Genomic DNA, 11,844 nt, shown 5'->3' with positions numbered 1-11,844 from the left:
CCAGGTGGAAAGCCACTAAAGGCGGTTGTGTCCGGTTAGGGACCGTCTTAAAGTACTTCAGTCACACTGGGGTCTCCGGGAGGTTTCGCGTGCGCCGTTGGTGGATTCGTTCCGGACTGGCGATGGCGACGGCAGCGGCGACACTGGTCGCCACGGGATTGCCCGCCGCGGCCTGCGAGGACGACAAGCCGGTCACCGAAGCGAAGCACTCACTGGGCGACCCGGGCGCGATCAAGGGCGTGCAGCCGGTCGGCAATGTGCCCGACGCGCAAGGAGCCATCTCGGCGAACTTCCTCAACTACGGCAAACGCGACGTGATGGTCGTGTCCGGCCAGTTCGGCTTGAAGGTCTACGACCTCACGGACAATCCGGCGAAGCCGCGCGCGATCGGCGAGCTGAGCCTGCCCGGGCTGTGGGAGACCGAGGACACCGAGGTCGACGCGAAACGCAAGCTCGTGTTCCTGTCCCGGGACCCGCGCGCGTTCAAGGGCAACACGCACACCGGCGAGTCCGGGATCTACGTGGTCGACGTCGCGCATCCGGAGAAGCCGGAAATCCTCAGCTACGTCAAGGTCCCGGCGGGCCACACCACCAGCTGCGTCGACGACTGCCGCTACCTCTGGACCGGCGGCCCGGCGAAGGCCGACAACCAGCCCGCGGACTGGGGCGGCAGGCCGATCTGGGTCACCGACGTGCGCAACCCGCGCAATCCGAAGGTGTACCCGGACCCGATCGAACTCGCCCGCAACGACGGCAAAACCGACTACGTGCACGACGTGCAGGTGGACAAGATGGGCGTCGCGTGGGTGTCCGGCGCGGGCGGCGTGCGCGGCTACTGGACGTCCGGGCTCCACCACGACCCGGTGCAGAACCGCTACCGCTGGGCGACCGCCCTCAAGCCGGTGCCGTACGCGGGCGGCGGAGTGTCGGAAACCGCCGCGCCGTCGAAGTTCATGCACAACAGCTTCCACCCGGTCGGCGCGCGCGACGACGGCGCCTGGCGCGGCCACGACCTCGTGTACGCCACCGAAGAAAGCTTCCTCCCCGGCTGCGCGGGCGACGGCGTTCTGACAATTTCCTCGCTGGACGGCTCGTACCAAGGCGAAGGCTGGCGGTCGACGCCGGCGAAGCCGTTCCGGATGCGCAGCATCGGCACCTGGGGAGTCGCCGGACAGGAAGGCAGCGACCCGGTGTCCGACGATTGCTCGGCGCACTACTTCGACCTGCGCGGGCATGTGCTGGTGCAGTCGTTTTACGCGCAGGGGACCCGGTTCCTGGATGTGAGCGACCCGTCGAACCCGACGCAGATCGCGTACTTCCGGCCAGCGGACGCGGCTTCGTGGGCGCCGTACTGGCATGACGGGTACGCGTATGTGGCGGATAACAAGCGTGGGATCGACATTCTGAAGCTCACCGCTTAGCGGCGGCTCAACCGCGCACTGCGGCCAGGCACTCGTCGTACAGGTCCATGATTTCGCCCTTGCCGTCGTTGACGACCCACGTCATCGTCGCGGCATCCAGGCACGCGAATGCCGTCGCGATCATCGCGCGGGCCTTCGCGCCTTCGTTGCCGGTAGCCGCGTCCATCCGGGCCTCGATGAGCGGCAGCAGGTTTTCCTGAAACCGCAGTCGCTTTTCGAGCCAGCCGGCGCGCAGCGAGGCCGTGTTGTGCATCAGGCGGAACCGCTCCAATGCCTGCTCTCGGCTGTCGTGCAAGGCCAGTACGGCCCCGATCCCGGCGCGCAAAGCCTCCCAGACACTGGCATCGGCGGGCTGTTCGCTGATCGTCTCCGTCAGGACCTGCCCGAACCGGTCTTGGCCGCCGCCGAGAAGGTCCTCCTTGGCTCCGAAGTAGCGGAAGAGGGTGCGCTGGGAGACACCGGCCTCCCGGGCGATCTGGGCGATGGTCGTCCCGTCGTAGCCCTGCTCGGTGAAAAGGCGCAGCGCCGTCTCCAGGATCTCCTTGGAAGCCAGCTGTCGCGTCCGGTCCCACAGCGTGGTCGGCGGGCCCGTCGCTGAGGTGGCTTCCTAGCTCAGGACTGCCAGGTTGACAGTCGCATGGAAGTTGGCAGTCACTGCCAATCCGCCGTGCGCTGCCATTTTGGTGGCCCGGCACTGCCCGCTGTCCTGCGGACAGAGCCCGGCCCGGACCTCCGCGAAGGAGCGCATCATGCGTGCACCCACAGCTTTGATCACCGGCGGAACCAGCGGCATCGGCAAGGCGACCGCCGAACTGCTCCACTCCCGCGGCTACCGCGTCATGGTCACCGGCCTCGGCAATGTCACCTGCTCCGGACCTCCCGAAGACATCACGGCGGTCCAGGCCGACGCACGGTCCCTGCCGGACCTCGACCAGGCGATGGACGAGGCGCGCCGGCGACTCGGCTCCCTCGACCTGCTCTTCCTCAACGCAGGCGTCTCCCGCCCTGGCTCGATCGAGTCAACCGGCGAAGACGCCTTCGACGCCCTGTTCGACACCAACGTCAAGGGAAGCTTCTTCACCCTGCAGAAGGCGCTGCCGCTCCTCAACGACGGTGCTTCGGTCGTGTTCACCGTGGGCGCCGCCGAAGGACTCGGTGCCGCGATGACCGCGGCCAAGGGCGCGCTGCTGCCCCTCATGCGGTCCCTCGCGCTCGAACTCGCTCTCCGTCGAATCCGCGTCAACGCGGTCAGCCCGGGAATGATCGACACCCCGGTCTACGGCAAGCTGGGGGTCTCGCGGGAAATGCTCGGCTCCTGGGCCCGGGACGTCCCGCTCGGCCGCATCGGCGCTCCCGCCGACATCGCCGAAGCCGTGGCCTTCCTCGCCTCGGATGCCGCGAGTTACATCACCGGCGACAACCTCACGGTCTCCGGCGGCATCGGTGTCCATGCCGACGCTTGACTAGTGAGGTGACTCCGACCGGAAGGCGCATCGGGTCCGACTCTCCAGTCGCCGCTTTGTTCTTTGACCACTTAGCGGCCTGCCAGTTCACGGAGGAACTGGCGCGCGGAGAAGGTGACCGTGTGCTCGGCGAATTCGTTGGCTGCCTCGTCTTCTTCCGGTACGCCGGGGTTTCGCCAGGTGACGAGGTCGCCTCGGCGCGAAACCTTCGCGGCGATGGCACCGCACTCGATGTCTTCGCATTCGGGGCAGACGTACAGCAGCACCCGGCCGTCCGGTGCATCGCCGAGCACGCGAGTCAGGCGTTGCGGATCGCGGGGACCAGCCGGATGCGGTTCACGTCAGGCTCCCAACCGGATATCGGACCGCCAGCCCGTCCAGCAGCGCCTGCAGCCCGATCTCGAACAGATGGTCCAGATCGAGGTCATACCCCTCGGCAAGATCCTCCACCATCCGCGCCAGCACCGGATACCGCCCGGACCCGGTCAACGCCGCATACCCCCGCGCCTGCGTCTCCATCCACTGGTCCTCGGTGATCCCCGTCGAGCCCATCGCGTGCCGCTCGCGTTCCAGATGGATCGCCGTGCCCTGAATATGGTTGTAGAACAACACATTCAGATCGCACAGATCAGCCGCGTTCAACCCGAACACCGCCAACGCGGCCAGCGCGCGTTCGTTGTGCGCGGCCAGGTTCGGCAGCGGCCAAGGCCGGGTGAGCGGCACGAGATGCGCCAGCCACGGATGCCGCCGGTGCACGGCCCACAGCGTGCGCCCCGACAACTCCAGCTGCGCCCGCCACCCCTCCGGCTCCCGGGCCGGGTAACCGATCTCGCCGTAGACGTGGTCCGCCATCAGGAAAACCAGTTCGTCCTTTCCGGACAGATACCGGTACGGAGCCATCGCCGGAACGCCCAGCCGCGCGGCCAGTCCGCGCATCGACAGGGCCGCGACACCTTCCGCGTCAGCGATCGCGATTGCCGTGCGCACCAACCGATCCCGGGTCAACGTTGGCCGCTTCGAGTCGGTCGCAGTGTGCTGACCAGCGACGACATGCCCCGACCGGGGTTCGGCACGGATCACGCCTTCGCGGCGCAACACGTCGAGCGCCTTGGCCGCGGTGGCGTTCGCGACGCTGTGCGCCGAAGCCAGCTGACGCGTCGAAGGCACCTTCGCGCCCGGCGGCAACTGCGAGATCTCCTCGCGCAGGGCGGCAGCGATGCGGAGGTACGGCGGTTCGGTCGGCATCGGTGTCCTGTCTGTACTAGGTCAGCGGGGTATCTGTACTAGGTCAGTTTTGGCAGCGGAAACCAGGTCAGGGCAGGTTCATCAGGGTAATGATGCACCGTATCAAGGGGTGAGGACATGCCTGAAGCACTGGTTTGCGGCGCGGGAGTCGCCGGATGCGCGTCGGCCTACTGGCTGCGCCGCAACGGCTACGACGTGACGGTCGTCGAGCGCGCGGACGGACTGCGCAACGGGGGGCAGGCGATCGACATCCGCGGCGTCGCGCTGGAGGTCATCGAGCGGATGGGCCTGGGTGAGCAGGTCCGCGCGGCACGGACCCGGATGCGCGGGATGTCGATGCTCGACGCGTCCGGCAACGAGGTGTTCCGTTCCGAGGAACGCGCCTACAGCAGCGGCAGGCTCGACAGCGCGGACATCGAGATCCTCCGCGACGACCTGGTCGAACTGCTGCACAACGCGGCCGACGTCGAGTACCGCTTCGGCGACGAGATCACCGCGCTCGACGCCGAGTCCGGCCGGGTCGAGTTCGCCAAGGCCGAGCCGCACACGTTCGACCTGATCGTCGGCGCGGACGGCGCGCACTCGGCGGTCCGGCGGCTCGCGTTCGGCCCGGAGGACCAGTTCCGCCGCTACCTCGGGCAGTACCTGGCGATCTTCCCGGCGGCCAACACCGTCGGCCTCGAAGACTGGCAGATCTGGTTCCAGGGCGAGGGCGTCGGCGGCGCGGTCTACCCGGTTCCCGGCAACAAGGAGATCCGGGTGACGCTGGGCTTCGGCGAGCCGGAGTACCGCGAGATCCGGGACGTCGCGGAGCAGAAGAGGCTCGTCGCCGAGCGTTTGAGCGAGGTCGGCGGCCCGGTTCCCGAGCTGGTCAAAGCCATGGAGGACGCCCAGACGTTCTTCTTCGACGCGATGCTCCAGATCCACCTCGACCGCTGGACGACCGGCCGGGTCGCGCTGGTCGGCGACGCCGGGTACTGCGCGTCCGTGCTGTCCGGACAGGGCACGAGCCTCGCCCTGGTCGGCGCGTACATCCTGGCGGAATCCGGAGCAGACTACGAGACCCGCATGCGCCCGTTCGTCGAGTTGAACCAGGCGCTGGCCACGGAAAACGCGGCCGGACCCGCGTCGGAGGAATCGGTCGAGCGGGCGAAGAACGCGATCAGCCTGACCCGCTGACCCCGCCATCCGGCGGGAGATTCCCGCCGCCCGGCTGTCCGCGTCCAGCCTCGAGGCGGCGAGGATGAGAGCCAGCAACCGAGTCTCTGGAGGCCCCGCGATGACTGCGTATCCGCCGCTCCCGTTCGACCCCGAGCTCGCCGCGGCGCTCGAGGTGCTCGCGGCCGAGCGTCCGCCGATCAAGACGCTCGAGTCGATCCCGGCGGTGCGCGCGGCCGCGGCGAAGCGGCAGGTTTCCCTGGACGAGATCACCGCGGACGGAGCCCTCGAAGTGTCCGAAGTGGACGCTGAGGGGCCGCGCGGACCGATTCCGCTGATTGTCGCGCGGCCGGCCGGGGCGGTCGACGTCCCGGTGCTGTACTGGCTGCACGGCGGCGGCATGATCATCGGCGGCCACAAGGGCGGCGACCTGTACTTCCTCAAGGAGTACGCGACCGAACTGGGGCTTGGCTTCGTCTGCGTCGACTACCGCGTCGCGCCCGAACACCCGCATCCGGCACCGGTCGAGGACTGCTACGCCGGCCTCGAATGGACGGTCAAGCACGCCGCCGAGTACGGCTTCGACGCCTCCCGCGTCGTGATCGGCGGAGCGAGCGCGGGCGGCGGGCTCGCGGCGGGAACGGCGCTGCTCGCCCGGGACCGGGGCGGCCCGGAACTGCTCGGCCAGCTGCTCGTGTACCCGATGCTCGACGACCGCAACGACTCGCCGTCGGCGATCCAGATGGCGGAGATGGGCAGCTGGGACCGCGCCGCGAACAATGTCGGCTGGACGGCGCTGCTCGGCGACGCTCGCGGCGGTCCGGACGTCTCGCCGTACGCCGCGCCCGCGCGCGCCGAAGACCTGTCCGGCCTCCCGCCCGCATTCCTCGACGTCGGGAGCACCGAGACGTTCCGCGACGAGGTCATCGCCTACGCGAACCAGCTGTGGCTGGCCGGAGTGCAGGCGGAACTGCACGTCTGGCCCGGCGCCTTCCACGGCTTCGACGGCTCGGCTCCGCAGGCGGCGCTGTCGCAGCAGGCCCGCGCCGAGCGGACGCCGTGGCTGCGGCGGCTGCTCGGCTGAACCGGACGAGCGATGATGGACCGATGAGGGAGCTGGTCACGCATCTGAGCGCGCTCGATCCCGGCGCGGCCGAGACGGTCAAGGTCATCGCCTACTTCGACCGGCTGGTCGAGGGTCGCGCCGGGCTGGAGCCGATCGTGCGCGGGGCGGCGGTGCTGTCCGGCTGTCCCGCGCGGCTGGCCGACGACGAACGCCGGGTGCGTGTCCGCGTCGAACCGGACGGACGCGTCGTGCCGGCGGCCGAGCCGCCCGATCCGGAATGGCCTTCCGCACCGGTGCGTCCGGACGGGCCGGTCGCACTGTGGCTGGAACGGCCCGGTCCGGCGAGCCCGGTGGACGCGATGGTGCTGGAGCGCGCGTCCGCGGCCGCCCGGGCCGTGCTGGACCGCACGCGCGGCCGGGTCGTCGATCCGGCGTCGGTCGAAGTGGTGCTCGACGCGTCAGCGGACGAGCGGACCCGGCTCCGTGCCGCACATCGCCTTGGGCTTGGCACGACCGCGAGGGCTGTCGTGGCCGACGCGGTACCGCTGGTCGTCCCTCCACAGTGGACTCCGCCGGAACACGCGAGGGTCGGGCTGGGAACTGTGGTGAATCTGGTCGACCTGCCGGTCTCCGGCGAGCAAGCCCGGACCGCTTTCCGTTTCACCGCAACCGAAGAAGACCCCGGACCGTCCGTTGTGGACTACACCGACCTTGGCGGCCTGGCCGTGCTCGCCGACGCGGTCGGACCGGGAGCCAAACCGGTCGCGGACGTCACCAGCCTGGAGCACGCCCGCACGACGGCCCCGTGGGTCTTGCCCACGCTGATCGCCGTAGCGGGCGCTCCGAGCCTGCGCGCCGCCGCGAACACGCTGGTAGTGCACCATTCGACCCTGCAGGAGCGCCTGGCCCACGCCGAAGCGCTGCTCGGCTGGCCAGTGCGCGATCCCGCGGGCCGGTTGCGGTTGCAGCTGGCTATTGCCCTGTGGCGGCTGCACCGCACCGGTTGATCACGGCGTGAGCAGCGGCAGCAACGGCTTCCGCACCGCCGTCGCGACCCCGTCGGACTCGGTGGCCGCGGCGATCCGCTCGTCCGTCGGCGTCCCGTACGACGTGGTCCGCTGCCGCAACGGACGCCCGAGCGGCTCGACCATCGCGCGCATGTCGCTGATCGTCTTGTACGACCCGTTCGCCGCGCCCGCCATCCGGCTGATCGTCTCCTCCATCAGCGTGCCGCCGATGTCGTTGACGCCGCCCTGCAGCACCGCCCGGCTGCCTTCCTCGCCGAGCTTCACCCACGAGCTCTGGATGTTGTCGAACGTGCCGTGCAGCAGCAGCCGCGACAGCGCGTGCACCGCCCGGTTCTCGCGCAGCGTCGTGCCCGCGCGGGCGAGCCCGGCCAGGTAGATCGGCGAGCTCTGGTGGATGAACGGCAGCAGCACGAACTCGCTGAACCCGCGCCGCCCGTTGCGTTCCACGCCCTCGCGCTGCAGCTTGGCCAGCAGCTTCAGGTGCCCGACCCAGTGGCTCGGGTTGTCCACGTGGCCGTACATCATCGTCGCTGTGGTCGGCAGCCCGACGTCGTGCGCGGTGGTGACGACTTCGATCCACGCGTCCGTCGGCAGTTTGCCCTTGGTGAGCACCCAGCGGACGTCGTCGTCGAGGATTTCCGCCGCGGTGCCCGGCAGCGAGTCCACGCCGGACTCCTTCGCGCGCACCAGCCAGTCGCGAATGGACAGATTCGTCCGCGACGCGCCGTTCACGACCTCCATCGGGCTGAACGAGTGCAGGTGCATGTCCGGCTGCCGCCGCTTCACCTCGGCCGCGAGGTCGAAGTACGCGGTGCCCGGCAGGTCCGGGTGGATCCCGCCCTGCATGCAGATCTCGGTCGCGCCCGCGGCCCACGCCTCGTCGACGCGGTCGCCGACCTGCTCCAGCGAGAGCGTGTACGCGTCGGCGTCGGTCTTTCGCTGCGCGAAGGCGCAGAAGCGGCAACCGGTGTAGCAGACATTGGTGAAGTTGATGTTCCGCGTGACGACGAAGGTGATGTCGTCCCCGACGACCTCGCGTCGCAGGTCGTCAGCCAGCTTCGTGAGCGCGTCCAGCTCCGGCCCGTCGGCGTGCAGCAGGGCGAGCGCGGCGTCGTCGGAGAGCCCGGCGGGGTCCTTTTCCGCGCTGCGCAACGCATCGCGTACGTCGGTGTCGAACCGCTCCGGACCGGTCTTGATCTTTCGGCCGATCTCTTTCCAGTCGCCGTAGACCGAATCGAAGTCGCCGCGCCGATCCTCGGTGCGCCCGGTCGTGTCGATCTCGGTGTGCAGATCGGTGCGGCCGGACTCCTGCCAGCCGCCGTCCGGCTCCTGCCACGGGATCCCGACCGGCATCGCGCCCTCGCGGGCCAGCCCGGTTTCCCCGTCGACCAGCGCCGCGACGTGCCGCGTGACGCGCGGGTCGAGCCACGGCTGGCCGCGCTTCACGTACTCCGGGTAGATGGTCAGCCGCTCGCGCAGCGCGTACCCGGCCTTCTCGGTCTGCCGGGCCAGCAAGTCGATCTGCGGCCACGCGCGTTCGGGATTCACGTGATCCGGGGTGAGCGGCGAGACGCCGCCCCAGTCGTCGATGCCCGCGCGGATCATCAGGTCGTACTGGTCGCCGATGAGGTTCGGCGGCGCCTGGATGCGCATCCGCGGACCCAGCACCAGCCGGGCCACGGCGATGTTCGCGGCCAGCTCTTCGAGGTCGGCGTCCGGGGTCGCGCGCATCTTCGTGTCCGGCTTGGCCCGGAAGTTCTGCACGATGACTTCCTGGATGCCGCCGTACTCGCGCGCGGTCTTGCGGATCGCGAACAGCGCGTCCGCGCGTTCCTCGTGCGTCTCGCCGATCCCGATCAGCACGCCGGTGGTGAACGGCACCGAGCTGCGGCCGGCGTCCTCCAGCACGCGCAGCCGGACCTCGGGATCCTTGTCCGGCGAACCGTAATGCGGCCCGCCCTTCTCGCTCCACAGCCGGCGCGCGGTGGTCTCCAGCATCATGCCCATCGACGGCGCGACCGGCTTGAGCCGCTGGAAGTCCTGCCAGGACATGACGCCCGGGTTGAGGTGCGGCAGCAGACCGGTCTCCTCGAGCACTCGGATCGCCATCGCGCGGACGTAGGACAGCGTGTCGTCGTAGCCGTGCGCGTCCAGCCACTCGCGCGCGGCCTTCCAGCGGTCCTCCGGCCGGTCGCCGAGGGTGAACAAGGCTTCCTTGCAGCCCATCTCGGCGCCCTTGCGAGCGATGTCGAGCACCTCGTCCGGCGACAGGAACGGCGATTCGAGCCTGCCGGGGACGGTGACGAACGTGCAGTAGCCGCACCGGTCCCGGCACAGCCGGGTCAGCGGGATGAACACCTTGCGGCTGTAGGTGATGATCCCCGCGCGACCGGCTTCTTCGAGGCCCGCGTCGCGAATGCGGGAAGCGTGGTCGGACAACGTTGTCAGGTCGTCGCCGCGGGCGTGCAGCAGCACGGCCGCCTCGGCGACGTCGAGCGTCTTCCCGTCTCGCGCCCGGGCGAGCGCACGGCGCATGGCCGACGGGGTGGGCGTGGTCACGCCAGCTTCGGGCTCCATTCCCGCCACGCTAGGACCCGGCCGCCGCGACCAGCCAGCTCTTAGCCCGCCACCGCGCGCGCGAAGGGTCCAGCGTGATCATTAGCGCAGGTTGCGGGCTTGTGGACGGTCGTCCGCGCCGGTATTACCTAAAGGGTGGCGTCAGTGATCGGGAAGCGCATCGGCGGGCGGACGTACTACTACCTCGCCGAGTCCGCGCGCGTCGACGGCAAGCCTCGCGTGGTCGGCCAGCGGTATCTCGGGACGGCCGAGGACATCGCGGCGGCAGTGGCCGGTGGCGGGCCGGAGGCGGCGGGGGCGCGGCATCGGTCGTTCGGGGATGTCGCCGCCGTGTGGGGGACGTTGCAGCGGCTCGACCTTGTTCGGCGGGTGGATTCGGTGGCTGGGGCGCAGCGGGCTCGGCCGACGCTTGGTCTCCATGTCGCGTTGGCGGTGTTGCATCGGGCTACTGCGCCGGAGATGGAGTTCGAGGAGTGGTGGACTGGGTGTCTGGCGCAGGATCTTGTTCGGCCTCGGCCGCCTAAGGGGTCTCTTACGACGGCTGGTCATTGGCGGGCGTTGCAGCGGCTCGATTCGGAGCGGATCGCTGGGGTGGAGGCCGTTGTGGCTGAAGCTGTTTTGGATCTCTTGGGCGATGACGGGACGGAGGCGTTGGCGGTTGATGTTGCGCAGTTCGCTGCGTTTACCGCTGCGGACTGTACGTTGCCGTCGGCTTGTCAGGATGTGCTTGCCGGATTGGGGTTGGTTGTTACTCGGGATGGGGCGATTCCGTTGGCGTCTCGGGTTTATCGGAGGGACGGTGCCCCGAATTTTGGCGCGCTGGCCGCCGAATTGGGGGAACGGCACACGTTGGTCTTCCACTCCGGCCAGGCCGCGCAGCTAGACCTCGGCGCGCGGACCGGGTTTGTCGGGTCGCTTCCGTTGGCGGATCATCCGGAGTTGCTCGCGCGGCCCGCGTCGGTGCGGCGGCGGGTGGATCCGGAACGGTTTGCCGGGCTGACTGCCTTCGACACCGTGGCGACTGTGGACGGCGCCCGCCGACGCGTCGTCCTCCTCCACTCCGCGACGCTGCACGCGGCGCAGTATCGGGCGTTCACCAGCGAATTGAGCACTACGGTGCGGGAGCTTGACGGGCTCGCCGCGGCACTGGCGGCTGGCACTCACCGGGGGGATCGGACCCAGGTGCACGCGGAGATGTCCCGGATCATTCGGGGGCGTCGGGTGGAGCGGGTGCTGAATACTTCGCTTACCGGCAACCGGGCGGGGGAGTTGCGGCTGGAGCGGCGGGTTGACGAGGCTGCGGTCGCCCGGTTGGCGGAGGAGTTTTTCGGCAAGCAGATCTTGGTGACTGATCGGGATTGGCCGGTTGCCGAGGTGGTCACCGCTTATCGGGCCCGGACGTACCTTGAGTCGACGTTTCGGTGGCTGACCGGGTCCGCGGTGGCCGGGCCTTCGCCTCGGTGGGAGTGGACTTCGCATCGGATCGCGGTGCATACGTTGGTGTCTGTGCTTGCCGCGACGGTTACGCACCTGATGCGGCGGGAGGCGGACCGGGCTGGGATGAATCTGTCGGTGGCCGAGTTGTTGGATCAGTTGCGGGGGATTGGGGAGACTTTGCTGCGGCATCGGTCTACCGGGGGGAGGCCGCGGACTCGGCGGATTTTGTCTGATCGGACGACGAGGCAGCAGGCGTTGTTCGAGTTGTTCGGGTTGGAGCGGTTTGCGCCTGGGTGAGTGGCTCGTCGCCTGGCGGCGACATTGCTCCGTTGGTTGCGTGGGGCACCCCGAAGCTTGATTGTGCTGACGGTTCGGGGGTGCTTGTCAAGGCGGGAAAGATGACATGAAAAACCCCCCCCAACCCCACGGAGTGGTAGGATAGGGGTTGG

10 protein-coding genes and 1 pseudogene are annotated in these 11,844 nt (G+C 69.2%); 6 read left to right on the top strand and 5 right to left on the bottom strand.

Annotation, left to right across the window (positions count from 1 at the left end):
* The first annotated feature begins 122 nt into the window (after positions 1-122).
* Complete coding sequence (locus ABZX37_RS43065; RefSeq protein ID WP_354749796.1) at positions 123-1,421, top strand: hypothetical protein; 1,299 nt, start codon at positions 123-125, stop codon at positions 1,419-1,421.
* 7 nt (positions 1,422-1,428) lie between these two features.
* On the opposite strand, the gene ABZX37_RS43060 is transcribed toward ABZX37_RS43065, so the two are convergent.
* Positions 1,429-1,746: a hypothetical protein gene (locus ABZX37_RS43060; RefSeq protein ID WP_354749794.1), complete on the bottom strand. Its 318-nt coding sequence runs from the start codon at positions 1,744-1,746 to the stop codon at positions 1,429-1,431.
* A gap of 93 nt (positions 1,747-1,839) precedes the next feature.
* Positions 1,840-1,956: pseudogene (locus tag ABZX37_RS43055) on the bottom strand (helix-turn-helix domain-containing protein); the annotation flags it as partial.
* 214 nt (positions 1,957-2,170) lie between these two features.
* Here ABZX37_RS43055 and ABZX37_RS43050 point away from each other — a divergent pair.
* Positions 2,171-2,884, top strand: coding sequence for an SDR family oxidoreductase (locus ABZX37_RS43050; RefSeq protein WP_354749792.1), 714 nt, complete (start codon positions 2,171-2,173; stop codon positions 2,882-2,884).
* Positions 2,885-2,955: 71 nt separating this feature from the next.
* On the opposite strand, the gene ABZX37_RS43045 is transcribed toward ABZX37_RS43050, so the two are convergent.
* Entirely contained in the window at positions 2,956-3,177 is a 222-nt protein-coding gene (locus ABZX37_RS43045) for a hypothetical protein (RefSeq protein WP_354749790.1), read from the bottom strand.
* A gap of 43 nt (positions 3,178-3,220) precedes the next feature.
* On the bottom strand, positions 3,221-4,129 hold the full coding sequence (locus ABZX37_RS43040) for a TetR/AcrR family transcriptional regulator C-terminal domain-containing protein (protein ID WP_354749788.1): 909 nt from the start codon (positions 4,127-4,129) through the stop codon (positions 3,221-3,223).
* A gap of 117 nt (positions 4,130-4,246) precedes the next feature.
* On the opposite strand from ABZX37_RS43040, the gene ABZX37_RS43035 reads away from it, so the two are divergent.
* From ABZX37_RS43035 to ABZX37_RS43025, 3 genes are all read left to right on the top strand, one after another.
* Positions 4,247-5,308 carry an FAD-dependent oxidoreductase gene (locus ABZX37_RS43035; RefSeq protein ID WP_354749786.1) on the top strand — a complete coding sequence of 354 codons (1,062 nt, stop codon included), beginning with the start codon at positions 4,247-4,249 and terminating at the stop codon, positions 5,306-5,308.
* A gap of 100 nt (positions 5,309-5,408) precedes the next feature.
* Positions 5,409-6,371, top strand: a complete 963-nt coding sequence (locus tag ABZX37_RS43030) for an alpha/beta hydrolase fold domain-containing protein (protein WP_354749784.1) — start codon at positions 5,409-5,411, stop codon at positions 6,369-6,371.
* Between the two features lie 23 nt (positions 6,372-6,394).
* Positions 6,395-7,360 carry a helix-turn-helix domain-containing protein gene (locus ABZX37_RS43025; protein ID WP_354749782.1) on the top strand — a complete coding sequence of 322 codons (966 nt, stop codon included), beginning with the start codon at positions 6,395-6,397 and terminating at the stop codon, positions 7,358-7,360.
* On the opposite strand, the gene ABZX37_RS43020 is transcribed toward ABZX37_RS43025, so the two are convergent.
* Entirely contained in the window at positions 7,361-9,958 is a 2,598-nt protein-coding gene (locus ABZX37_RS43020) for a bifunctional FO biosynthesis protein CofGH (RefSeq protein WP_354749780.1), read from the bottom strand.
* A 144-nt stretch (positions 9,959-10,102) separates the two neighbouring features.
* Between ABZX37_RS43020 and ABZX37_RS43015 the strand changes: the two genes are divergently transcribed.
* A complete protein-coding gene (locus tag ABZX37_RS43015; RefSeq protein ID WP_354749778.1) occupies positions 10,103-11,692 on the top strand; it encodes a transposase in 1,590 nt (529 codons plus the stop codon).
* Positions 11,693-11,844 lie beyond the last annotated feature (152 nt).

Source organism: Amycolatopsis sp. NPDC004079, from assembly GCF_040610415.1.
Taxonomy (GTDB): Bacteria; Actinomycetota; Actinomycetes; order Mycobacteriales; family Pseudonocardiaceae; genus Amycolatopsis; species Amycolatopsis halotolerans.
This window is presented reverse-complemented; position numbering and strand designations above follow the sequence as displayed.

Excerpts from the sequence above, each read along its gene's own strand:
- ABZX37_RS43065 (WP_354749796.1), top strand. The coding sequence starts at position 123 with ATGGCGACGGCAGCGGCGACACTGGTCGCCACGGGATTGCCCGCCGCG.
- ABZX37_RS43020 (WP_354749780.1), bottom strand. The coding sequence starts at position 9,958 with ATGGAGCCCGAAGCTGGCGTGACCACGCCCACCCCGTCGGCCATGCGC.
- ABZX37_RS43035 (WP_354749786.1), top strand. The coding sequence starts at position 4,247 with ATGCCTGAAGCACTGGTTTGCGGCGCGGGAGTCGCCGGATGCGCGTCG.
- ABZX37_RS43025 (WP_354749782.1), top strand. The coding sequence starts at position 6,395 with ATGAGGGAGCTGGTCACGCATCTGAGCGCGCTCGATCCCGGCGCGGCC.
- ABZX37_RS43030 (WP_354749784.1), top strand. The coding sequence starts at position 5,409 with ATGACTGCGTATCCGCCGCTCCCGTTCGACCCCGAGCTCGCCGCGGCG.
- ABZX37_RS43040 (WP_354749788.1), bottom strand. The coding sequence starts at position 4,129 with ATGCCGACCGAACCGCCGTACCTCCGCATCGCTGCCGCCCTGCGCGAG.
- ABZX37_RS43050 (WP_354749792.1), top strand. The coding sequence starts at position 2,171 with ATGCGTGCACCCACAGCTTTGATCACCGGCGGAACCAGCGGCATCGGC.